The 22311-nt window shown below is 64.8% G+C and carries 22 protein-coding genes; 13 read left to right on the top strand and 9 right to left on the bottom strand.

What is annotated here, in order from left to right:
- Nucleotides 1-4: 4 nt before the first annotated feature.
- Nucleotides 5-487, bottom strand: coding sequence for a phage holin family protein (locus NLM25_RS31010; protein ID WP_254121488.1), 483 nt, complete (start codon nucleotides 485-487; stop codon nucleotides 5-7).
- Nucleotides 488-763, bottom strand: coding sequence for a hypothetical protein (locus NLM25_RS31005; RefSeq protein WP_254139530.1), 276 nt, complete (start codon nucleotides 761-763; stop codon nucleotides 488-490).
- A gap of 175 nt (nucleotides 764-938) precedes the next feature.
- Between NLM25_RS31005 and NLM25_RS31000 the strand changes: the two genes are divergently transcribed.
- The 6 genes from NLM25_RS31000 (at nucleotide 939) to NLM25_RS30980 (ending at nucleotide 6038) form a co-directional block, all read left to right on the top strand.
- Nucleotides 939-2075 (top strand): MlaE family lipid ABC transporter permease subunit, encoded by a 1137-nt coding sequence (locus NLM25_RS31000; RefSeq protein WP_254139529.1) that lies wholly within the window; start codon nucleotides 939-941, stop codon nucleotides 2073-2075.
- 2 nt (nucleotides 2076-2077) lie between these two features.
- Nucleotides 2078-2845 carry an ABC transporter ATP-binding protein gene (locus NLM25_RS30995; RefSeq protein ID WP_254139528.1) on the top strand — a complete coding sequence of 256 codons (768 nt, stop codon included), beginning with the start codon at nucleotides 2078-2080 and terminating at the stop codon, nucleotides 2843-2845.
- 3 nt (nucleotides 2846-2848) lie between these two features.
- Complete coding sequence (locus tag NLM25_RS30990) at nucleotides 2849-3952, top strand: ABC-type transport auxiliary lipoprotein family protein (protein WP_254139527.1); 1104 nt, start codon at nucleotides 2849-2851, stop codon at nucleotides 3950-3952.
- Nucleotides 3953-4094: 142 nt separating this feature from the next.
- Nucleotides 4095-4808, top strand: coding sequence for a helix-turn-helix domain-containing protein (locus NLM25_RS30985; RefSeq protein WP_254139526.1), 714 nt, complete (start codon nucleotides 4095-4097; stop codon nucleotides 4806-4808).
- A gap of 99 nt (nucleotides 4809-4907) precedes the next feature.
- On the top strand, nucleotides 4908-5036 hold the full coding sequence (locus tag NLM25_RS43950; protein WP_256570760.1) for a hypothetical protein: 129 nt from the start codon (nucleotides 4908-4910) through the stop codon (nucleotides 5034-5036).
- Between the two features lie 273 nt (nucleotides 5037-5309).
- Nucleotides 5310-6038, top strand: a complete 729-nt coding sequence (locus NLM25_RS30980) for a Crp/Fnr family transcriptional regulator (RefSeq protein WP_028156606.1) — start codon at nucleotides 5310-5312, stop codon at nucleotides 6036-6038.
- A 4-nt stretch (nucleotides 6039-6042) separates the two neighbouring features.
- Here the strand turns inward: NLM25_RS30980 and NLM25_RS30975 are convergent, their stop codons facing one another.
- Nucleotides 6043-6825, bottom strand: coding sequence for a cyclase family protein (locus NLM25_RS30975; RefSeq protein ID WP_254139525.1), 783 nt, complete (start codon nucleotides 6823-6825; stop codon nucleotides 6043-6045).
- A gap of 398 nt (nucleotides 6826-7223) precedes the next feature.
- Here NLM25_RS30975 and NLM25_RS30970 point away from each other — a divergent pair, with 398 nt between their 5' ends.
- From NLM25_RS30970 to NLM25_RS30950, 5 genes are all read left to right on the top strand, one after another.
- Entirely contained in the window at nucleotides 7224-7388 is a 165-nt protein-coding gene (locus NLM25_RS30970) for a hypothetical protein (protein ID WP_254139524.1), read from the top strand.
- Nucleotides 7389-7410: 22 nt separating this feature from the next.
- Nucleotides 7411-8382, top strand: a complete 972-nt coding sequence (locus NLM25_RS30965; RefSeq protein WP_254121481.1) for a TRAP transporter substrate-binding protein — start codon at nucleotides 7411-7413, stop codon at nucleotides 8380-8382.
- Between the two features lie 65 nt (nucleotides 8383-8447).
- A complete protein-coding gene (locus tag NLM25_RS30960) occupies nucleotides 8448-8996 on the top strand; it encodes a TRAP transporter small permease (RefSeq protein ID WP_254139523.1) in 549 nt (182 codons plus the stop codon).
- Nucleotides 8987-10279 carry a TRAP transporter large permease gene (locus NLM25_RS30955; RefSeq protein ID WP_254121479.1) on the top strand — a complete coding sequence of 431 codons (1293 nt, stop codon included), beginning with the start codon at nucleotides 8987-8989 and terminating at the stop codon, nucleotides 10277-10279. The genes NLM25_RS30960 and NLM25_RS30955 overlap by 10 nt, the downstream gene beginning before the upstream one ends.
- Nucleotides 10280-10300: 21 nt before the next feature.
- Nucleotides 10301-11107, top strand: a complete 807-nt coding sequence (locus NLM25_RS30950; protein ID WP_254139522.1) for an SDR family oxidoreductase — start codon at nucleotides 10301-10303, stop codon at nucleotides 11105-11107.
- Between the two features lie 15 nt (nucleotides 11108-11122).
- On the opposite strand, the gene NLM25_RS30945 is transcribed toward NLM25_RS30950, so the two are convergent.
- The 4 genes from NLM25_RS30945 to NLM25_RS30930 are packed head-to-tail and all read right to left on the bottom strand — an operon-like array spanning nucleotide 11123 to nucleotide 15407.
- Nucleotides 11123-11821: a substrate-binding domain-containing protein gene (locus NLM25_RS30945; RefSeq protein WP_254139521.1), complete on the bottom strand. Its 699-nt coding sequence runs from the start codon at nucleotides 11819-11821 to the stop codon at nucleotides 11123-11125.
- Nucleotides 11818-13950: a molybdopterin cofactor-binding domain-containing protein gene (locus NLM25_RS30940; protein ID WP_254139520.1), complete on the bottom strand. Its 2133-nt coding sequence runs from the start codon at nucleotides 13948-13950 to the stop codon at nucleotides 11818-11820. Before NLM25_RS30940 ends, NLM25_RS30945 begins: the two co-directional genes overlap by 4 nt.
- Nucleotides 13947-14417: a (2Fe-2S)-binding protein gene (locus tag NLM25_RS30935; RefSeq protein WP_254139519.1), complete on the bottom strand. Its 471-nt coding sequence runs from the start codon at nucleotides 14415-14417 to the stop codon at nucleotides 13947-13949. The genes NLM25_RS30940 and NLM25_RS30935 overlap by 4 nt, the downstream gene beginning before the upstream one ends.
- A gap of 15 nt (nucleotides 14418-14432) precedes the next feature.
- Complete coding sequence (locus NLM25_RS30930) at nucleotides 14433-15407, bottom strand: tripartite tricarboxylate transporter substrate binding protein (RefSeq protein WP_254139518.1); 975 nt, start codon at nucleotides 15405-15407, stop codon at nucleotides 14433-14435.
- A 233-nt stretch (nucleotides 15408-15640) separates the two neighbouring features.
- Here NLM25_RS30930 and NLM25_RS30925 point away from each other — a divergent pair, with 233 nt between their 5' ends.
- Nucleotides 15641-17731, top strand: a complete 2091-nt coding sequence (locus NLM25_RS30925; RefSeq protein ID WP_254139517.1) for a molybdopterin-dependent oxidoreductase — start codon at nucleotides 15641-15643, stop codon at nucleotides 17729-17731.
- Nucleotides 17732-17867: 136 nt separating this feature from the next.
- Nucleotides 17868-18650 carry an enoyl-CoA hydratase/isomerase family protein gene (locus tag NLM25_RS30920; protein WP_254139516.1) on the top strand — a complete coding sequence of 261 codons (783 nt, stop codon included), beginning with the start codon at nucleotides 17868-17870 and terminating at the stop codon, nucleotides 18648-18650.
- A gap of 161 nt (nucleotides 18651-18811) precedes the next feature.
- Here NLM25_RS30920 and NLM25_RS30915 read toward each other — a convergent pair whose 3' ends face one another.
- Complete coding sequence (locus NLM25_RS30915; protein WP_254121471.1) at nucleotides 18812-19240, bottom strand: heme-binding protein; 429 nt, start codon at nucleotides 19238-19240, stop codon at nucleotides 18812-18814.
- Nucleotides 19233-22208 (bottom strand): FAD-binding and (Fe-S)-binding domain-containing protein, encoded by a 2976-nt coding sequence (locus NLM25_RS30910; RefSeq protein ID WP_254139515.1) that lies wholly within the window; start codon nucleotides 22206-22208, stop codon nucleotides 19233-19235. The genes NLM25_RS30915 and NLM25_RS30910 overlap by 8 nt, the downstream gene beginning before the upstream one ends.
- Nucleotides 22209-22311 lie beyond the last annotated feature (103 nt).

Raw genomic sequence — 22311 nt, 5'->3', positions numbered from 1 at the left:
TCGGCTACGAGCCCGCTTCGGAAGCAGCTGCCGTCTCCTTGGCCGTCTTCTGCAGGTTCTTCACGATGATCGCGATCAGCGGCACCAGCACCGGCATGAGAGTGCTGAGTGGATGATGCACCGCGCCCGATACCTGGGCTTGAAGCGCGCGCGCCTCGATCTGCAGGGCCTCGATGGACGTGCCGTGAATTTCATTGGCGAGCTCGATGTCACGGCCGGAGGGCGGGCGGCCAGCAACGAAGAAGAGGATTCCTGCAATGACGAGGTTGATCGCGCCGAGAGCGGCAGCCGACGCGACTGCACTCCAGATCTGGATCAGTGCGAAATAGGCCGATAGCTCCAGCATTAGCAGGCCGAATGTGGCGATCAGCGCCGCGAAGGCGCGCAGGCCGAGGCCCATCAGCAGATGGCGCAGCCTGATGTCCGCGATGATCCTGTCGGTGCGCCACAGCGCGCGCAGATGTCTGACGACATTTTCGATGTTCACCTAGTGCCTCCTCAGCATGAAGCCGACGACGACGCCGAGGGCGAAAGCGGAGGCGAGCGACGTGACCGGACGGTCCGCAATGAGGCCCTGAAGCTGCTCCTGCTCGTCGCTGACGGTTTCGCCGAGCTCGGCCAGCGCGGCCTTGATCTGATCGGCCAGAGCCTCGGCCCGGTCTTTCGAGCTGTCGAACATCTCCTCGCCTGCGGTGCTCAGCAGACGCGCGACGTCAATCTTCAGCGCTCGCAGTTCTTCGCTCATCCTGTCGCTGTCGAACATGGACTTAGGAACTCCCTTGAATGAAACGACCCTAAGATCCGGCGACGCTGCCGCGCTTGACTTACATCAACGGACGGCGCGCGGTCCCGGTCTTGAGGCAGGTCAAGCCGGTCGCCACATGCTGGCCTAAAAATGCCGGCTGAATGGGGACGGATTGTCCCGATGAGGTGGAAGCGTGAACTCCCAACCGCTATTGCTGGCGACGCCCTCCGGTGATGCGCTGAACTTGCGCCCGCAAGGGCCGTGGACGGCAGCCAACGTGTCGGCGCTCGAAACGCTGTCCCGATCGGTCGGAGCGGATGTCGATCGATCCAGCGCCGTGACGCTGGACATGTCCGGCGTCAGCGCGCTCGACACGCTCGGAGCCTGGGTCCTGGAGAAGTTGTCGCGCAGGGCCGCTTCATCAGGCCGATCGGCAGAGTTCGTCGGCGTCGCGGATCATTTCAGCGGGCTGATGGACGAGGTGCGTCAGGTCAATCGCCACACACCGCCGCCTGCGGCCGCGCCAAACCCGGTTCTGCTCAGGCTCGGCGATCTCGGCAAATCCACGGTTGGCGCGCGCGAAGACGTCACGATCTTCCTTCAAATGCTGGGCGCGTTGTTCATCGCCGTGATCGGCGTGCTGCGCCGGCCACGCTCGCTGCGGCTGACGTCGCTGGTCTATCAACTCTACCGCATCGGCTGGCAGGCCATTCCGATTGTCGTTCTCATTACCTTCCTGATCGGCGCCATCATCGCCCAGCAGGGGTTCTTCCATTTCCGCAGGTTCGGTGCGGAGTCCTACACCGTCGACATGGTCGGCATCCTGGTGCTGCGCGAGCTGGGTGTGCTGATCGTCGCCATCATGGTCGCGGGACGCTCGGGGAGCGCATATACCGCCGAGCTCGGCTCGATGAAGATGCGCGAGGAGATCGACGCGCTCTCGACCATGGGCCTCGATCCCGTCCATGTCCTGATATTGCCGCGGGTAGCAGCCCTGGTCATCGCATTGCCGATTCTCGCGTTCGTCGGGGCGGTTGCGGCGCTCTATGGCGGAGGACTGGTCGCGCAATTCTACGGCGGCATGGCGCCCGCGATCTACATCGCGCGGCTGCACGAGGCCATCTCCATCACCCATTTCGAGGTCGGCATCCTGAAGGCGCCGTTCATGGCGCTGGTGATCGGGATCGTGGCCTGCAGCGAGGGCTTGCGCGTGAAGGGCAGCGCGGAATCGCTCGGACGGCAGACCACGATGTCGGTGGTGAAGTCGATCTTCCTGGTGATCGTGCTCGACGGCCTGTTCGCGATCTTCTTCGCCTCGATCGGAATGTGACGATGGACGAAGCGCAAGAGGAGTTCGCGATCCGCGTTCGCGAGCTCGTGGTCGGCTTCGGCCGCCAGACCGTGCTCGACCATCTGTCGCTCGATGTCCGCCGGGGCGAGATCCTCGGGCTGGTGGGAGCGTCCGGCGGCGGCAAGTCGGTGCTGATGCGCACCATCATCGGCCTCATCCCGCGCCAGGGCGGGAGCATCGACGTGATGGGACAGCCCATCGGAGGCCGCAAGGAAGGTGCGGCGACGACGTGGGGCATCCTGTTCCAGCAAGGTGCGCTGTTCTCCTCGCTGACGGTCCGTCAGAACGTGCAGTTTCCGCTGCGCGAAAATCTGGTGCTGTCGCAGGAGCTGATGGACGAGATCGCGGTCGCCAAGCTCGAGATGGTCGGGCTGCGGGCGCAGGACGCCGACAAATATCCGTCGGAGCTCTCGGGCGGCATGACCAAGCGTGTGGCGTTGGCGCGCGCACTCGCGCTCGATCCGCCGATCCTGTTCCTGGACGAGCCGACCTCGGGTCTCGACCCGATCGCCGCCGGCGATTTTGACGCGCTGATCGGGACGCTGCAGAAGACCCTTGGCCTCACCGTGTTCATGGTCACCCATGACCTTGCGAGCCTCACCACGGTCTGCGACCGCGTCGCCGCGCTCGCCGACGGCAGAATCGTGGCGATCGGCCCGATGCGCGAATTGCTGCAATCCGAGCATCCGTGGGTGCGCGCCTATTTCCACGGCAAGCGCTCGCAGATGCTGCAACACGAGATGAGATGAGACATGGAAACCCGCGCTCCTTACGTGCTGATCGGCAGTTTCGTGCTGGCCGCAATCCTCGCGGTGTTCGGCTTCGTCTATTGGCTGAACAACACAGGAGGCATCGGACCGCGCGCGAACTATCACGTGCAATTCCAGGGACCGGTGCCGGGCCTGCTGGTCGGCGCCGGCGTGCTGTTCAACGGCATCCGCGTCGGCGAGGTGACGCAGCTTGGCCTTGCGCCGGATAATGCGCGCTTCGTCAATGCGACGATCTCGGTTGCCTCGACGACACCCGTGCGTGCCGACACCAGGGTCGGGCTCGATTTCCAGGGGCTGACCGGCGTGCCGGTGGTGACGCTGGAGGGCGGCATGATCGTTGCGAAGGCCGGCGAGCCCGTGACCTTGATCGCCGAGGCCGGGGCGGGCCAGAGCATGACGCAGGCGGCGCGCGATGCGCTGCGGCGGGTCGATACCGTGCTGGAGGACAATTCCGGCCCGCTGAAGGATACCATAGCGAATCTCAAGACATTCTCCGACGGGCTCGCACGCAACACCGGCAAGATCGATGGCATCCTGGCGGGCCTCGAGAAGATGACCGGCGGTGGGACGCCGGCGCAGAAGATCACCTACGATTTGCGCACGCCGCAGAATCTCGGGCCTGCCGGCAAGACGCTGTCGGCGTCACTGGCCATTCCCGAACCGACGGCGGTCGCGATGCTCCAGACCCAGCGTATGTTGTTTGCCCCCAGTGGCGACAATCCGGGATTCGCAGACTTCCTCTGGGCCGACAGCATTCCAAAGCTGGTGCAGGCCCGGCTGATCGACAGTTTCGAGAACTACGACATCGCCCACGCGCCGCTGCGCACGACGGATCTCGGGCAGGCGGACTACCAGCTCCTGATCGACATCAGGCGCTTCCGGATCGCCACGGAAGGCGAGGCCCGGGTCGAGATCGGGCTGTCGGCGCGAATCGTCGACAGAAACGGCAAGGTGGTCGCGTCACGCCTCGTCGAGACCAGCGAGAAGCTCGACAAGATCGAGCCGGCCGCAGCGGTCGCAGCGTTCGACGCAGCCTTCGCCCGCATCGCGAAGGAGCTGATCGGCTGGACGGTGCAGGCGGTCTGACGCCCTCGCGCCCTACAACAGGGCAAAGCGGCCATCGCTGCCAAAATTGATCTGCGTCAATCGGCTTTGGCGCAGTGCAGTAAAATGCAGCCCGCGCGGTGGACCCGGCCTGATGCGGGGCAGCCGGCGCTTGGAGCGGTCAATGAAGGCTTCCGTGGTGACGATCGAGCCGAACGGGCATTTCTGTAGCGATTGTGCGGTCCGCGACTTCGCAGTGTGTTCGTCGCTGGGCCCGGCCGAGCTCAGGGAGTTCGAGCATCTGGGACGTCGTGTCCATTTTGCCGGGGGCGAGACCGTCTTCTCCGAGGAGGACATTGCGACCTCGTTCTACAACCTCCTCGACGGCGTCATGCGGCTCTACAAGCTGCTGCCCGACGGCCGGCGGCAGATCGTGGGATTCGGGCTACCCGGCGATTTCCTGGGGATGAATATTTCCGGTCGGCACAATTTTTCGGCCGATGCGATCGGCGGCGTCACCGTGTGCCAGTTCGCAAAAGTGCCGTTTGGCCGTTTTATCGAGGATCGGCCACACCTGCTCAGGCGGATCAACGAGCTGGCGATTCGCGAGTTGAGCCAGGCGCGCGACCATATGGTCCTGCTCGGCCGGCGCTCGGCGGAGGAGAAGGTTGCCACCTTCCTGCTCGGTTGGCGCGAGCGTCTGGTCTCGCTGAAGGGATCGTCCGACACCGTCCCGCTGCCGATGAGCCGCCAGGACATCGCCGACTACCTCGGCCTGACCATCGAAACCGTCAGCCGCACCTTCACCAAGCTGGAGCGCCATGGGGTGATCGAGATCATTCACGGCGGCGTCAGCCTGCTTGATCCGGCGAAGGTCGAGGCCCTGGCCGCGGCCTGAAGTCTGATCACGACCCGGCGCGCTCCAATTTTTGATCCCGATCAATGACGGTGGCCGCGCGCGACCAATAATGTCCTAACCAATCTCGGGGAGGGCCTCATGCCGACTGACGCGCTGCTGGTGACTATCATCGTCGTGGCCATCTTTGTCGTATTCGCCGGGGCGCTGGCCTGGGCAGACCGGCAAACCAGCGGAAGCCGGCTCGATTCGGACGCCAGGCGCTCCTGAGATCATAATCGCGTGTTGCCCCGCCTGCCGCTGATGCTTCCTTGGCCAGCTCGTGGCTGTTTGGCAGCGTCTCGACGCAATGCCGCGTGCGGGGGGCTGCAACTCTGCATCGACCGGGATGCATTGGCTCATCCTTCGGATGCCGCCTCGCGCCTCACCGCGGCATTTTCGCCGTATTTGGCTCAAACCGTGCGCATGCTTTCCGGTTGAAAAGCCTGCTAACGTTGACTACGCAGGAACTCCAGTGCCTCGCAGTCTTAGGAGCCCAGCGGCGTGCCTCAGGACAAGACCGGCGACCCCCGACAAGCTGCGGGCAACAAACTATCGGTCCTGCGCAAGCACCCGATCTTTGCGGATCTCGAGCCGGACGCGCTCGATCAGCTCTGCCGTTACGCCAAGCACACCACGGTGAAGCGCGGTGCGACGATCGCCGCCAAGGGCGATCCCGGCAACAATTTGTTCGCGGTGATCACGGGAACAGTAAAGATTTCCTCTTCGTCGCCGGATGGCCGGAACGCTATTCTCAATCTGATCGGTCCCGGAGAAATCTTTGGCGAGATCGCGGTTCTCGACGGTGCGCCGCGCTCGGCCGACGCGACCGCCAACACCAATTGCGAGCTCTACATCATCGACCGCCGCGACTTCCTGCCATTCGTGAAGAGTCAGCCGGCGCTGGCGATGAAGTTCATCGAGCTGCTGTGCGCGCGCCTGCGCTGGACCAGCCAGCAGGTCGAGCAGGTGATTCTGCAAAATCTTCCGGGCCGGCTTGCGAGCGCGCTGCTCGGTCTCACCGAAGAGCGCAAGCTCGACTCCGGCAGCGGTACGCTCGCCATCACGCAGCAGGAGATCAGCGAGATGGTGGGCATGACGCGCGAGAGCATCAACAAGCAATTGCGCGCCTGGGCCGGCCGCAACTGGGTTCGCCTCGAGCACGGCGCCATCGTTGTGCTGGATACCGATGCGTTGCGCGACCTCGCCGAGAGCGGCCTCGACGGCGAGTGAGGCCTCAGCCCTGATTGTCGAGGATGGCGACCGCTCGGGTCCAGCCTGCGGACGCTCGCTCGATCTTCACCGGGAAGCACGAGACCGTGAATCCGGTCGAAGGCAGCTTGTCGAGATTGTGCAGCTTCTCGAGATGGCAATAGCCGATGTGCCGCCCCGCCTTGTGGCCTTCCCAGATCAGGCCGGCATCTTTTGTTTCGGCATATTTCTTCGCGGTGAAGACGAACGGCGCGTCCCAGCTCCAGCCGTCGGTGCCGGTCAGCCGGATGCCGCGCTCGAGCAGGTACATGGTGGCCTCATAGCCCATGCCGCAGCCTGAGTTGACGTAATCGGCCTGGCCGAATTTTGCGCCGGCGCTGGTGTTGACGACGACGATCTCCAGCGGCGCCAGCGTGTGCCCGATCCGTTTCAGCTCCTTTTCGACATCGTCGGCGGTCGCCACGTAGCCGTCAGGCAGATGCCGGAAGTCGAGCTTCACGCCGGGCTGAAGGCACCATTCCAACGGCACCTCGTCGATGGTCCATGACCGCTCGCCGCGATTCATGGTCGGGTGGAAATGCCAGGGCGCGTCGAGATGCGTGCCGTTGTGGGTGGACAGCGAGACCTGCTCGACGGCCCAGCCCTGGCCATCCGGCAAATCCTCCGCCTTGAGGCCGTCGAAGAACTGCAGCATGCGCGGCAGGCCCTGCTGGTGATCGATATACTGGATCGTCGGGTGGTTGCCCGGCGGATCGGCCGTTACATCGTTTCGGAGCGGCACGGAAATATCGATCAGCTTCCGCGGCATGGGCATTTCCTCGCGATGGTCGCACTGTCACGGCGTATCTTGAGGGGGCTGCATTAACGGCGTCAAGTAACGCCTCGGTGCGGATTAATTCGGAAAAACGGCAATTACTGCCAATTGCCGCCCCGAAGCGCGGCTTGATCGATCAATGCAACTCCAGCATCGATCGATGCCGGATTTGGCTTGGACTCAGAATGCCGCCCGCCCTAGGGACGACATTGGCGACATCGCGCCGATGCAGCGCGCATCGCACAGGAACGGGGCGACCGTCTCGCCCGAGCCTCCAAGCCGCAATCAATAGCGGTCGAGCACAACACCAGAGGAACGTCCATGGATACGACGAGCGCAACCTCGCATCCGGCATTGGCCGATGGCGAGGCGGGATTACCCGGAGCCGGCCCTTGCCGGCCTGGCACCGCATCGATCTGCGCTCCGTCATCAGCCAGCCAAATCCGCTCGACTTCGCCGCGCAATCCTACCAAGGTGGTGCGGTTGTGACGCTTGACTTCACACTTGAAGTGGAGCGACCCAAGGCGGCCGGCAGCATTTGCCCAACGACGACATAATCAACTCAGGAGGAAAGCCCAGATGAAGACACTGATCGGTATCATCGCTGCCGCTACGCTGGCGGTCTCAGCGCCTTTCGCGACCGCACGCGATTTCCGCTCCGCCGACATCCACCCTGCCGACTATCCGACCGTCGAGGCCGTCAAGTTCATGGGCAAACAGCTCGCTGCGGCGAGCGGCGGCAAGCTCGGCGTGAAGGTGTTTCCCAACGGTGCCCTGGGCTCCGAGAAGGACACCATCGAGCAGCTGAAGATCGGCGCGCTCGACATGATGCGGATCAACGCATCGCCGTTGAACAACTTCGTGCCGGAAACCATCGCGCTCTGCCTGCCCTTCGTCTTCCGCGACACGCAGCATATGCGCAACGTGCTCGATGGGCCGATCGGCGATGAGATCCTGGCGGCCATGGAGCCCGCGGGCCTGGTCGGCCTTGCCTATTACGACAGCGGCGCCCGCTCCATTTACACCGTCAAGGCCCCGGTCAAGTCGCTCGCGGACCTCAAGGGCCTCAAGATCCGCGTCCAGCAATCCGACCTATGGGTCGGCATGATTCAGAGCCTCGGGGCCAACCCGACGCCGATGCCGTATGGCGAGGTCTACACCGCTCTCAAGACCGGTCTGGTGGACGCTGCCGAGAACAACTGGCCTTCCTACGAGTCCTCGCGCCATTTCGAGGCCGCCAAGTTCTACAACGTCACGGAGCACTCCCTGGCGCCTGAAGTTCTGGTGATGTCCAAGAAGGTCTGGGACACGTTGAGCAAGGAAGATCAGGCGATGGTCCGCAAGGCGGCCAAGGAATCGGTGCCCGTCATGCGCAAGCTCTGGGATGAGCGCGAGCAGGCGTCGCGCAAGACCGTCGAAGCCGCCGGCGTGCAGGTCGTTACGATCGCCAACAAGGCCGAATTCGTCGACGCGATGAAGCCGGTGTACGACAAGTTCGCCGGTGACGAGAAGCTGAAGGGGCTCGTCAAGCGTATCCAGGACACGAAGTAAGGTTACAGCTCGGGGTCCGGTGTCGCCAATCGGCGGTGCCGGGCCCTCGCGAGGGAGACGCTGGAATGACAGACCCACATGTCGCAAGCCACGAGCAGGAGGTCGCCGGACGCCCGTCGACCGGCTTGCTGTCGCGGATCAACGCCATCGTCGCTCGCTTGGGCATGTATCTGTCAGTGACCGGCCTGCTCGTCATCGTCACCATCGTGTTCTACCAGGTGTTCGGACGTTACGTGCTCAATTCCAGTCCGACCTGGACGGAGAACCTTGCGCTGGTTCTGATCCTGTATGTCACGCTGATCGGCGCCGCCGTCGGCGTTCGCGACGCCGGACACATCGGCATGGACAGTTTGCTGGTGATGCTTCCGGATCACATGCGAGAGAAGATCGAGCTGGTGATCCACGTTCTGGTGGCCGTGTTCGGCGTTGCGATGGCCTACAACGGCTGGATCCTCGGGGCGTCGGTCGGAACCGTGAAGATTCCCAATCTCGGACTGCCCGAGGTCATCCGCTACGTGCCGCTGATCGCCTCTGGCGTCCTGATCGTCTCCTTTTCAATCGAGCACATCATTGCTCTCCTCCGCGGCGAAGAGGTCGTCCCCTCATGGAACTGATCATCCTCGGCGCCACGTTCTTCGGCTTCCTGATCCTCGGCGTCCCGGTCGCCTTCGCGATCGGCCTCTCGGCGATCTGCACCATCCTCTATGAAGGCCTGCCGGTCGCCGTCATCTTCCAGCAGATGATGTCGGGGATGAACATCTTCTCCTTCCTCGCCATTCCGTTCTTCGTCTTCAGCGGCGAGCTGATGCTGCATGGCGGTGTCGCCGACAAGATCGTGCAGCTCGCCAAGAATCTGGTCGGGCACATCCGCGGCGGGCTCGGCATGTCGAACGTGGTCGCCTGCACGCTGTTCGGCGGCGTATCGGGCTCGCCCGTGGCCGACGTGTCGGCGATGGGCGCGGTGATGATCCCGATGATGAAGAAGGAAGGCTTCGACACCGACTACGCCGTCAACGTCACCACCCACGCCTCGCTGGTTGGAGCGTTGATGCCGACCAGCCACAACATGATCATCTATGCCCTGGCCGCCGGCGGCAAGGTCTCGATCGGCGCGCTGATCGCCGCGGGCATCATGCCCGCGCTCGTGCTGATGGCGTGCATGCTGGTCGCCGCTTACGCGGTCGCGGTGAAGCGGGGCTATCCGGCCGGCAAGTTCCCGGGCTGGGCCGAGGTTTTCCGCTCCTTCGCGGCCGCGCTGCCCGGCCTCCTGATCGTCGGCATCATCCTCGCGGGCATCCTGTCGGGCGTCTTCACGGCAACCGAATCCGCAGCCGTCGCGGTCACCTACACGATCCTGCTGACGTTCTTCATCTACCGCACCATGACCTTGCCGAACTTCCTGCGGGCCGCGGCCAAGGCGGTGAAGACGACGGGCGTAGTGTTGTTGCTGATCGGCGTCTCCACCATGTTCCAGTATCTGATGGGGCTCTATGAGGTGGCCGACCTCGCCGGCGACATGATGAGCAAGGTCTCGTCGCAGCCCTGGGTCATCTTCCTGCTCATCAACGTCATCCTGTTCGTGCTCGGCACGTTCATGGATATGGCAGCGACCATCCTGATCTGCACTCCCATCTTCCTGCCAATCGCGATGAAGGCGGGCATGGATCCGGTGCAGTTCGGCATGCTGATGCTGATCAACTGCGCGCTGGGGCTGAACACCCCGCCGGTCGGAACGACGCAGTTCGTGGGCTGCGCCATCGGCGGCATCTCGGTGGGCGCGGTGATGCGCACCATCCTGCCGTTCTACGCTGCCCTGATCGCAGCCCTGATGTTCGTGACCTACGTCCCCGCATTCTCGCTGTGGCTGCCCCGTCTGCTGATGGGCTACAAGGGTTAGCAGCAACAGGAGAATCTGTCCGTGACTGACTATCGCAAGCTCTTCGATCTCACCGGCAAGACCGCCGTCGTGCTCGGCGCCGCCTCGGGCATCGGCAAATCGTCCGCGGAGGCGCTGGCGGGCCTTGGCGCGCGCGTCGTCTGCGCCGATCGCGCGCTTGACGCCGCTGAGGCGACGGCAGCCGGCATTCGCGACAAGGGCGGCTGGGCGGAAGCGGCTAGCTGCGACGCCGCGAGCGCCGCGGACGTCAATGCGCTCGCCAGGACCGTGATGGAGAAATTCCCGCGGCTCGACATCGCCGTGACGACGCCCGGGCTCAACATCCGCAAGACGATCCTCGACTACACCGAGGAGGATCTCGACCGCGTCCTGAACCTCAACGTCAAGGGCACCGTGTGGTTCTTCCAGGCTTTCGGCCGCATCATGGTCGAGCAGAAAGGCGGCAGCATCATCGCCTGCTCATCGGTGCGCGCGGTGACCATCGAGCCGGGCCTTGGCGTCTACGGTTCGACCAAGGCCGCCATCGGCCTGCTGGTGAAGGGTTTCGCTTCCGAGGTTGGCCACGCCGGCGTGCGCGTCAACGCGATCGCCCCGAGCATTGCCGAGACCGCGTTGACCGGCCCGTTCAAGCAGCGGCCCGACATCTACAATCTCTACGCCGGTCACACCGTATTCAACCGCTGGAGCAGCGCCGACGAGGTCGCCACCGGCGTGGCCTATCTCGCCTCGGACGCCGCGAGCTATGTCAGCGGCAGCACGCTGTTCGTCGATGGCGGCTGGACCGCCGTCGATGGCCCGCCGACCGGTCTCACCCAATTGCACAAATAGGGTGGTGATCCCCATCTAGCCGGCAAAGCCGACGCGCTGGCGCAGCTCCTTCCGGTCTGCGCCAGTCAGCAGCGCGATCAGCGCAGCCGCTTCCTTCGGATGTGCGGCCCGCGCCGCCACACCGGCCGTGTACATCGTCACAAGCTCGCAGCCCGGCGGCAGCGATCCCGACAACGCGATGCCATCGGTCGCGATGATCTCGGTCGCTTGCGTGCAGCCGATCGGACGCGTCGCGGTGGACGATGCAAGCTCCCGCATCGCGGTCGCGCCGTTCGGAAATATCTTGAGGCGCGAAGCCACCTCATAGGCGATGCCGAGCTGATCCAGCACCTTTGCGACGTGCTGTCCGGCGGTCGACGCCTTGGTGTCCGGAACGTAGATGGCGTCTGCGGAACGCAGCACCTCGCGCAAATCGGCTTCAGTTCTCACGGTCACCTTGGGATCGCGGCTGCGGACCGCCAGTGCAGTCTCGACCCGGCCGACATCGGCGATCGAGGAGGGGGTGATGAGCTCTTCCTCGGCGAGCTTTGCGAGGAGAGCCTGCGTCAGGATCACGAGGTCAGCCGGCGTGCTCGCACGCAGTTTGTCCGCCATCACGCCAACCGCGCCGAACTCGCCATCGATGCCGAAGCCGGTCTGCGCCTTGAAGGCGTCGGTGATGCCGCGCACCAGTCCTTGCGCCGCGCCGCCACTCAAAATGTTCACTGTCGTCACGATGCAAGCTCCATGGCTGCGATGATTCTGTCGCGCGTGATCGGCAGGTCGCGCACGCGAACGCCGAGGCAATCATGGACCGCGTTCGCGATCGCCGCTGTCACCGGGCCGTGGGCAGCTTCGCCGGCGCCGACGGGTTCGATCTCTGGCCGCTGGATGATCTCGACATCCACCGCCGGCACCTCGCTGAAGGTCAGGATCGGATAGTTTGTCCAGGACGTCGAGGTGATGTGGGTCCGGTCGAAGCGGACGCGTTCCTTCAGCACCCAGCTCGTGGCCTGGATCGCGCCGCCCTCGATCTGGTTGATGACGCCGTCCGGATTGATGGCCTCGCCGACGTCGACCGCGAGCGTCAGCCGCCGGACGCGGATATCGTCGGTGCCTTCGATCTCGGCAATCGCTGCGCAATAGGCGCCCATGTTCTTGTAGCGGGCGAAGGCGACGCCGTGCCCGATGCCGCTTTGCTTCTGCGGTTTCCACTTCGCGCGTCGCGCGGCCGCGCGGATAACGTCCCTGGCCCGCTCGTCGCGGAGATGGCGCAGGCGGAACTGGACCGGGTCCTCGCCGCGCAGAGCGGCGATCTCGTCGACCAGTGATTCGATGGCGAACACGTTGCCTTGCGCGCCGAGTGTCCGCAGCGCCGAGGTGCGCACCGGCATGGTCAGCAGCCGGTGGCTCATGATGGTCCAGGCCGGGAGATCATAGAGCGGAACCGAGTTGCGGTCGCCGCCCCCGCCATTGGCGGCTGGCGGATTCGTCGAGACCATGCGGGGGTAGGGGTTTGCGATCTCGGTCGCCGCCAGCAGCGCGGGCTGGGTCGCACGCCCGGGCCGCGCCGCGTGGCCGTTGCTCCAGATCGTATGGCGCCAGCCAATGATCTCGTTGTCCGCATCGAGGTCGGCCTCGATCTCGATGGCCATGGCCGCGCCGAACGGCGCGTGAGACATCTCGTCGTGGCGCGACCATTGCACCCGCACCGGGCGGCCGCCGGCGGCTTTCGCCAGCAGCACGGCATCGAGCGCGACGTCGTCGGCCGCATTGTGTCCGTAGCAGCCGGCTCCCTCCATATGCTCGACGACGATGTTTTCGGCCGGCCGCGCGAGCACGATCGCGAGATCGGCGCGCAGCAGGTAGACGCCCTGGCTGTGCGTCCAGACATGGACGTGATCGCCGTCCCATTGCGCCATGGCGCAGGACGGCGCGATCGAGGCATGTGCGATGTAGGGACGGGTGTATTGCCGGCGGAGGGTGTGCGCGAACGTGCGCGTCGCTGCCGCCGTCCTGCTGTCGATGACGGTCGTTTCGACCGGCTGGCTCTTCAGGAAGCTTGTCAGATTATCTTCATCGGGCAGCGGCTCGCCGTCCGACCATGTCGCACCCTTGCGCAAAGCCTTCAATGCGGCTTCCGCCGCGGCCTCGCTATCGGCGACAACGCCGGCAAAGCCGCCGTCGCGGACGATCGCCACGAGGCCGGAGATGGTGCGCGCCGCCGTTTCATCGAGCGCGCTCAATTTGGCGCCCGAGACGTCCGGCCGCAGCACGCGTCCATGCAACAGTCCCGGCAGCGCAAGATCATGGATGAAGCGCGGCCGCGCGAAAACCTTGTCGGGAATATCGACACGCTGAACCGAATGTCCAGCGAGGCCGCGCCTGTCGACGCTCTTGGCTATCGCATCCGCTGAGGCATCGCAGTCGAGCGAGACGTCGTCTGCGAGCTCCCAATAGCTGGTCCTGACATTGCCGGGGCCCGAGATCGTGCCGTCATCGATATCGAGCAGCGAGGCATCGACGCCGAGACGTTCCGATGCAGCAGTAATGAAGCGCTGCCGCACCTCGGCGCAGGCGTGGCGCAGCGCGCGACCGGACTGCTGGATGGAGAGGCTGCCCGAGGTGACGCCCTCGTTCGGGCTGGCTGCCGTGGAAGCGCGGATCATCTCGATCCGGATAACACCCACATCGAGCTCGTCCGCAGCGATCTGCGCCAGCGCCGTGACAATGCCCTGACCGATCTCGACCTTGCCGGGCGAGATCGCCACACGGCCGTCGCCGGTGATCTTCACCCAGGACGACAATCTTGGATTGGCCGCGAGGCTGACCGGCAGTTTCGGGGCAGGGGACGAGGCACTCATGACGTTACCATCTCCGCGGCAGCGCGCAGCACGGCGCGAACCATGCGGTTATGCGATCCGCAGCGACACAGATTACGATCGAGCGCGGCTCGGACCTCGGCCTCCGTCGGCGATGGATTGCGCTTCAGCAGCGCCGCCGCACTGATCAGTATCCCCGAGACGCAATAGCCGCATTGCATCGCCTGCTCCGAGATGAAGGCGCGTTGCAGCGGATGCGGTGCGTCCACTGTACCGAGGCCTTCCACCGTGACGACGTCCTTGTCCACGACCGACCACATCGGCATGTCGCAGGAAGCCATCGCGCGGCCGTCGACCATGACGTGACAGGCTCCGCACTCACCGGCGCCGCAGCCGAAATGCGGGCCGGTGACCCCGAGCCGTCCGCGCAGTACATCAAGCAATGTCTGGTCAGGATCGGTGTCCACCGCAACGGCGGCGCCGTTGAGCTGGAATTGAATGGTAGGCATTATCGCTCTACAGCCTCAGGATTTGTCGAACTTCTTGACGACGTCGGCCCATTTCTCGATGTCGCCGCGCAGGAATTTGTCGAATTCCGCCGGCGTCATGGACATGGGTACGGCGCCCTGCTCAGTCCAGAGTTTGACGATGTCGGGCCGCTTCACCATTGCGTTTACGGCGGCATTGAGCTTGTCGATGACCGGCTTCGGCGTGCCGGCCGGCGCCATCAGGCCGAGCCAGATCGTCGCCTCATAGCCCGCGACACCGGCCTCGCCAGCGGTCGGTACGTTCGGCAGCACTGCAGAGCGCTGCTTGCCGGTGGTCGCGAGCGCACGAACCTGGTTCTCGCCGATGTTCGGCGCCATCGCCGGCACCGCGTCGATCATCATCTGCACCTGTCCGCCGATCACGCCGCTGCGCGCCTCGCCGCTGTTGCGGTAGGGCACGTGGACGACGTCGATGCCGGCCATGGCTTTGAACAACTCGCCGGCCATGTGATAGGGCGTGCCCTGTCCGGAGGAGGCGTAGTTCAGCTTGCCCGGCTGCGATTTGGCGAGCGCGATGAACTCCTGGAGCGTCTTCACTGGGACCTGCGGGTTCACCACGATGACGAGATCGGAATAGTTCACCGGCGCAATCGGGGCGAGATCGCGCATCAGCTCGTATTTGCGCTTGTCCGGCGTCAGCAGCGATTCGTTCGCGGTCTGGGTGTTGGACATCATCAGCAGCGTGTAGCCGTCGGCCGGCGACTTCGCCGCCTCGACCGTGCCGATGACCCCGCCCGCGCCGGTGCGGTTCTCGATCACGAAGGGCTGGCCAAAGCTCTCCTGGAGCACGTTGCCGATCAGCCGGGCCGCGACGTCGGCCGGGCCGCCGGCGCCGAAGGGGACGACGATCCGGACCGCGTGGTTGGGATAATCTTGCGCCAGGGAGGGGGCCGCGGAGAATGCGGCGAGGAGCCCGGCCGCCAGCGCCAGCATGAATCGTCGGGCCATCATGCCCACCTCCCTGATATCGTTTTTGTTGCCCGGCACTGTAGCGGCAGGGGATGTTGACTGTCGACGCCTCACGAAGCCGATTGTGCCGGGAATATCGCGCCGTTTTCGGTGTGGTGGCGCCCATTTCGCAGTCGCGGCAGGAACCATTGGCGCGGGCGATTTGAGCAAATCGCATGGGCATTGCCGGATAAATGCCCTCGGCTGACCGGTCATTTGGTGTTACGAATTTGGCCATGAACCAGCACGCCAAGATCGAAATCCGCCATTCGACCTGTCCGCACGATTGCCCGTCGGCCTGCGCCCTCGACATCGAGGTGGTCGAAGGCCGCAGCATTGGCCGCGTTCGCGGTTCGAAGAAACAGACCTACACGGCCGGCGTCGTCTGCGCCAAGGTCGCCCGCTATGCCGAGCGCATCCATCATCCTGAGAGGGTGATGTTTCCGATGCGCCGCATTGGGCCGAAGGGCTCCGGCCAGTTCGCGCGGATTTCCTGGGACGAAGCGCTCGACGAGATCGCCGATCGCTTCAACGAGGCCGAGCGCGAGTTCGGCGCGGAATCGATCTGGCCCTATTACTACGCCGGCACGATGGGGCTGGTGATGCGCGACGGCCTCAATCGTCTCACGCATGTGAAGAAGTATTCGCGCTTCTATCAGACCATCTGCGCCAATGTCGGGCGCATCGGGTTCGCGATCGGCACCGGGAAGATCGCCGGCGTCGATCCGCGCGAGATGGCGCTCTCCGACCTCGTGGTGATCTGGGGCACCAATCCCGTCAACACGCAGGTCAATGTGATGACGCACGCCGCGCGTGCGCGGAAGGAGCGCGGCGCCAAGATCGCGGCGGTCGACATCTACGACAACGAGACCATGAAGCAGGCTGACATCAAGATCATCCTGCGGCCCGGCACCGACGGCGCCTTCGCGTGCGGTGTGATGCATGTCCTGTTCCGCGATGGTCACGCCGACCGCGCCTATTTGGACAAATACACGGATTGCCCCGCCGAGCTCGAGGCGCATCTGAAGACGCGCACGCCGGAGTGGGCGTCCGCGATCTCAGGCGTGCCGGTGTCCGAGATCGAGGCCTTCGCCAAGCTGGTCGGCGAGACCAAGAGGACCTTCTTCCGGCTCGGCTACGGCTTCACCCGCTCGCGCAATGGCGCCACGCAGATGCATGCCGCGAACTGCATTCCCGCGGTGACCGGCGCCTGGCAGTATGAAGGCGGTGGCTCCTTCTTCAACAATTACGCGCTGTGGCACTTCAATGAATCCATCATCGAGGGTCACGACGCGATCGACAAGGCCACGCGCGCACTCGACCAGTCGCAGATCGGCCGCATCCTCACCGGCGATGCCGAGGCTCTGCTTGGCAAGGGGCCGGTCAAGGCGATGCTGATCCAGAACACCAATCCAATGACGGTGGCACCTGAGCAGGCGCTGGTACGTCAGGGTTTTGCGCGCGAGGATCTGTTCGTGGCGGTGCACGAGCAGTTCATGACCGAAACGGCTGAGATGGCCGACATCGTGCTGCCGGCGACCATGTTCATGGAGCATGACGATCTCTATTACGGCGGCGGCCATCAGCACATCTCGGTCGGTCCGAAACTGATCGATCCGCCCGGCGAATGCCGCTCCAACCATGAGGTGTTGCAGGCGCTGGCGCCGCGGCTTGGCGCCAAACATCGAGGCTTCGAGATGACGCCGCGCGAATTGATCGACGCGACGCTGAAGCTGAGCGACCATGGCGACATCGCCGGCCTCGAAGCCGACATCTGGCGCGACCTGCAACCGGACTTCCGCACCGCGCATTATCTCGACGGCTTTGCCCATGCGGACAAGAAATTCCACTTCAAGGCCGATTGGGCGCATCCCCCGTTCGGCCAGACGATGGGCGATTTCGACAAGATGCCGTCTTTGCCGGACCATTGGGCGGTGATCGAGCGTACCGATCAGGCCCATCCGTTCCGGCTCGCCACCAGTCCCTCGCGCAGCTTCCTCAACACCACCTTCAACGAGACGCCGTCCTCGCAGGCGCGCGAGGGTCAAGCCAGTGTGATGATCCATCCGCTGGATGCCGCCGCGCTTGACATCGCCGACGGCGATGCCGTGACGCTCGGCAACAGCCGCGGCGAGACCACGCTGGCGGCAACGCTGTTCGAGGGCGTGCGTCGCGGCGTGCTGATTGCGGAATCCGTGCACCCCAACAAGAACCATATCGGTGGCCGCGGCATCAACATGCTGACCGGAGCCGATACGATCGCGCCGATCGGCGGGGCTGCCTTCCACGACAACAAGGTCTGGATCAGGAAGGCCGTCGCGGTCTGAGGCGCGCTCGTGCTTCGATCACCATGCAAAATTGTGTCGAGGCGCTAAAGCCGCGCCTCGCCGCAGATTGCCCTTGCGCCTGCCGCCCGAGCTGCCGCAAATGGCTGCAAAATGGGACCAAAGAAGCGAGCGTGCCATGACCGAAACCACAGCCGTCATCACCGAGAAGCGCGGGCAGGCGTTCTGGATCACCATCAATCGGCCGGAGAAACGCAACGCGCTGAACGGCGAAGTGATCGCCGGCATCACCACGGGTTATCGCGACGCGCATGACGACAAGGACGTCCGCGTCATCGTGCTGACGGGCGCGGGCGACAAGGCGTTCTGCGCCGGCGCTGATCTGCAGAATTCCGGCGCGGCTTTCGCGATGGATCATTCCAGGCCGAATGTCGACTATGCCGATCTGCTGCGCCTGTCGCAGAACGCGACGAAGCCGGCGATTGCGCGCGTGGGCGGCGTCTGCATGGCCGGCGGCATGGGCCTGCTCTGCATGACCGACATGGCGATTGCCGCCGATCACGTCATCTTCGGCTTGCCGGAGGTGAAGGTCGGTGTATTCCCGATGCAGGTGCTGAGCCTGTTGCAGTCCATCGCGCCCCCGCGCCTCGTCAACGAATGGGCACTCACCGGCGAGCCGTTCGACGCGAAGGCCGCGCAAGGGGCGGGCCTCCTGAACTACGTTGTTCCGACAGCCGAGCTGGATGCCAAGGTCGACTGGCTGATCGGCCGCATCGTCGACAAATCCCCGACCGCGATCCGCCGCGGAAAATATGCCATGCGCGCCATCGCCTCGATGTCGTTCGACGAGAGCATCGCCTACACCGAAAGCCAGATCGCGCTGCTCGCAATGACCGAGGACGCGAAGGAAGGCCTGAAGGCGTTCGGCGAGAAGCGCAAGCCGGTCTGGACGGGGCGGTGAGTGCGAAGCTCCTGGCGCAGGTCGTAGGGTGGGTTAGCCCTGCAGATGCACGAAGTGCATCTGCGTAACCCACCACTGTCTGTCGCCGCGGAAGAAGAGGTGGGTGACGCCCTGCGGGCCGCGCCTTGCGCGCCCACAGTGCTAACCCACCCTACGGCATCTTAGCCCGCGTTGGCCTTGAGCCCCGCCGCCTGGATGCCCGCCACCGCGCAGGCCTCGTCATTGTCGGAGGTGTCGCCGGAGACGCCGACGGCGCCGAGCAAGGTCGTACCATCCATGATCAGCACGCCGCCGGGGACCGGCACCAGTGCGCCCTTTGCAATCGTGTTCACGGCGTCGATGAAATAGGCCTGCTCCTGCGCGCGCTGGAACAGGGCGCGCGAGCCCATGCCCATGGCGAGCGCGCCATAGGCTTTGCCGTGGGCGATCTCGGCGCGCATCAGGCTTGTGCCGTCTTGCGCCGCGGCGCTCTTGAGCACGCCGCGTGCATCCAGGATGGTGACGACCAGCGGCTTGAGCTTCAGCTCACCGGCCTTGGCCAGGGCGGCGTCGAGAATCTTGCGGGCGGTGTCGAGCGTGAGTTCAGCCATGGCTGGTTTCCTTTGCAGCGAGAGAAGTGGAATTGGTCTCAGTACGATCGAGGCTCATCGCCAGCACGCGCGCGACATGAAGGGCCTCGCGCTGGGTGCCGTCGTGAATCTGGTGTCGGCACGAGGTGCCGTCGGCGACGACGAGTGTCCTCTGGTCTGCGCGCCGCACGGCGGGCAGCAGCGACAGCTCGGCCATCTCGATCGAGGCGTCGTAGGTGTCAGCGCCATAACCGAACGCGCCGGCCATGCCGCAGCAGCTCGATTCGATGGTCTCGACCTTCAGGCCGGGTACGAGGCGCAGCACCTGCTCGACCGGCTTGAAGGCACCGAAGGATTTTTGGTGGCAATGGCCATGCACCACGGCCTTGTCGGCCACGGTGCCGAGAGGCAGTTGCAGCCGGCCGGCCTCGGCCTCGCGCACCAAAAACTCCTCGAAGGTCAGGGCGTGGGCGCCGACGGCCTTGGCGGCATCGTCCTTGCGCAGCGAGGCGAGCTCGTCGCGGAGCGTCAGCAGGCAGCTCGGCTCCAGGCCGACGATCGGCACGCCGCGCGCGGCGAACGGCGCGAAGGCGGAGACGAGCCGGTCAAGCTCGGACCTTGCTTCGTCGACGAGTCCGGCTGACAGGAAGGTGCGGCCGCAGCAGAGCGGGCGGCTGCCGCTCGCAGGTTTTGGCAGGTGCACCCGATAGCCGCCCGCCGCGAGCACGCGCAGCGCCGCATCGAGATTCTCTCGCTCATAGATGCGGTTGAAGGTGTCGGCAAAGAGCACGACCTCGCGGCCGGTTTCCGGTCCGACGGCTTCGGCCGGCGGCACGAACACGTCCTTGCGGAAGGCGGGCAGGGCGCGGCGGGCGCTGATGCCGGCAAAGCGCTCGAACAGCTTTCGGAGCAACAGGCTGCGGTTACGCAAATTCGCCAGCGGAGCGAAGCGCGCGGCCAGGCCGGCATAGCGCGGGAGATAGCCGACCAGGCGGTCGCGAAGCGTCAGGCCGTGCGAGGCGGCGCGCGCGGCCAGCACCTCGATCTTCATCTTGGCCATGTCGACGCCGGTCGGGCATTCGTGGCGGCAGGCCTTGCAGGAGACGCAAAGTTTTAGCGTTTCCATCATCTCGTCGGAAGACAACGCATCAGGGCCGAGCTGGCCGGAGATCGCGAGCCGCAAACTGTTCGCACGCCCGCGCGTGACATCCTTCTCGTTGCGCGTGGCGCGATAGGACGGGCACATCACGCCGCCCTCGAGCTTGCGGCAGGCGCCGTTGTTGTTGCACATCTCGACCGCGCCCTGGAAGCCGCCGCCGGCACCGGGATAAGCCGACCAGTCCAGCTTCGTCTTCAACTCGCCCACGCGATAGTCGGGGTTGAAGCGGAACAGCGAGCGATCGTCCATCTTCGGCGCATCGACGATCTTGCCGGGGTTGAGAACGCCTTCGGGATCGAAGCGCTGCTTCACCTCTTTGAAGTCGGCGACGAGGCGCTCTCCGAACATCGTCTCATGAAATTCGGAGCGCACCAGGCCGTCGCCATGCTCGCCGGAGTGCGAGCCTTTGTACTCGCGCACCAGCGCGAAGGCCTCTTCCGCGATGGCGCGCATCGCCTTGACGTCCTTCTCCAGCTTCAAATTCAGCACGGGCCGCACATGCAGGCAGCCTTCGGAGGCATGTGCGTACATCGTGCCGCTGGTGCCGTGCCTGGCAAAGACTTCGCCGAGACGTGCGGTGTAGTCGGCCAGATGCGGCAGCGGCACGGCGCAGTCCTCGACGAAGGAGACCGGCTTGCCTTCCTGCTTCATCGACATCATGACGTTGAGGCCGGCGGCGCGGAAATCGGCGATGCCGCTTTGCAGCGCGGGCTCGGTGACCTCGACCACGCCGCCCCATTTGCGCCTGTCGTTATTCCAGCCGAAACCCAGATCGCTCATCAGCTCGCCGAGCTGCTTGAGGCGCGCCAGATTGTCCGCCTGGTCTTCCTCGGCGAACTCGACCACCAGCACGGCGTCCGGATCGCCCTTGATGGCGGCGGAGATAATCGGCCTGAACATCGCGATGTCGCGGCCGAGCGCGAGCATGGTGCGGTCGACCAGCTCGACCGCGATCGGCTTCAGCTTGACCAGGTGCTGGGCCGCGTCCATCGCCTCGTAAAAACTGCCGAAATGGCAGATTCCGAGCGCCTTGTTGCGGATCACGGGCCATAGCTTCAGCTCGACCTTGGTGGTGAAGGCCAGCGTGCCTTCAGAGCCGACCAGCAGATGCGCCATGTTGTTGCGCGCGTTGCGCGGCGTCAGGGCATCGAGATTGTAGCCGCCGACCCGGCGCTGCACCTTTGGAAAGCGCGCGGCGATCTCCTCGGCTTCGCGGGTGCCGAGATCGAGCATGTCGCGAAACAGGGCGCGCGCACTGTCGTTCGCGTCGAGATCGGAGAGATCGCGCGAGACTTCGCCGTAACGGCTCAGCGTGCCGTCGGCGAGCGCCGCCTCCATCGACAGCGTGTTGTCGCGCATGGTGCCATAGCGCAAGCTACGGCCGCCGCAGGAATTGTTGCCGGCCATGCCGCCGATGGTGGCGCGCGAGGCCGTGGAGACGTCGACCGGAAACCACAGGCCGTGCTTCTTGAGCTGGCGGTTGAGGTCGTCGAGCACGATGCCGGGCTCGACCACGCAGGTGCGGCCCTCGACGTCGAGCGACAGGATGCGGTTGAGGTGCTTCGAGAGATCGACGACGAGGCCGTCATTGACGGTCTGGCCGCATTGTGAGGTGCCGCCGCCGCGCGGGGTGACCTTGCGGCCCTCGTCGCGGGCGATCTCGAGGGCCCGCAGCGCCTCGTCCATGGTCCGGGGCACCACCACGCCCGCCGGCATGATCTGGTAGAACGAGGCGTCGGTGGCGTAGCGGCCGCGGCTGAAGCCGTCGAACAGGACGTCGCCGGTCATTTCCGCGCGCAGGCGCCGTTCGAGCGAGGAGGCGTTCGTCATCCCTGATCCCGGAGTGATCCAACGAGGGGCTGAGGCCCGGTTGGAGTATTCATTCTTGTTTCTGACCGATTATATTATGAATTCAAAATGAGCAAGTTGGCCG

Origin of the sequence: Bradyrhizobium sp. CCGB01 (assembly GCF_024199795.1) — a bacterium.
Classification (GTDB): Bacteria; Pseudomonadota; Alphaproteobacteria; order Rhizobiales; family Xanthobacteraceae; genus Bradyrhizobium.
Note: the sequence above shows the minus strand (reverse complement) of the source record. Positions and strands in the feature narration are given on the sequence as shown.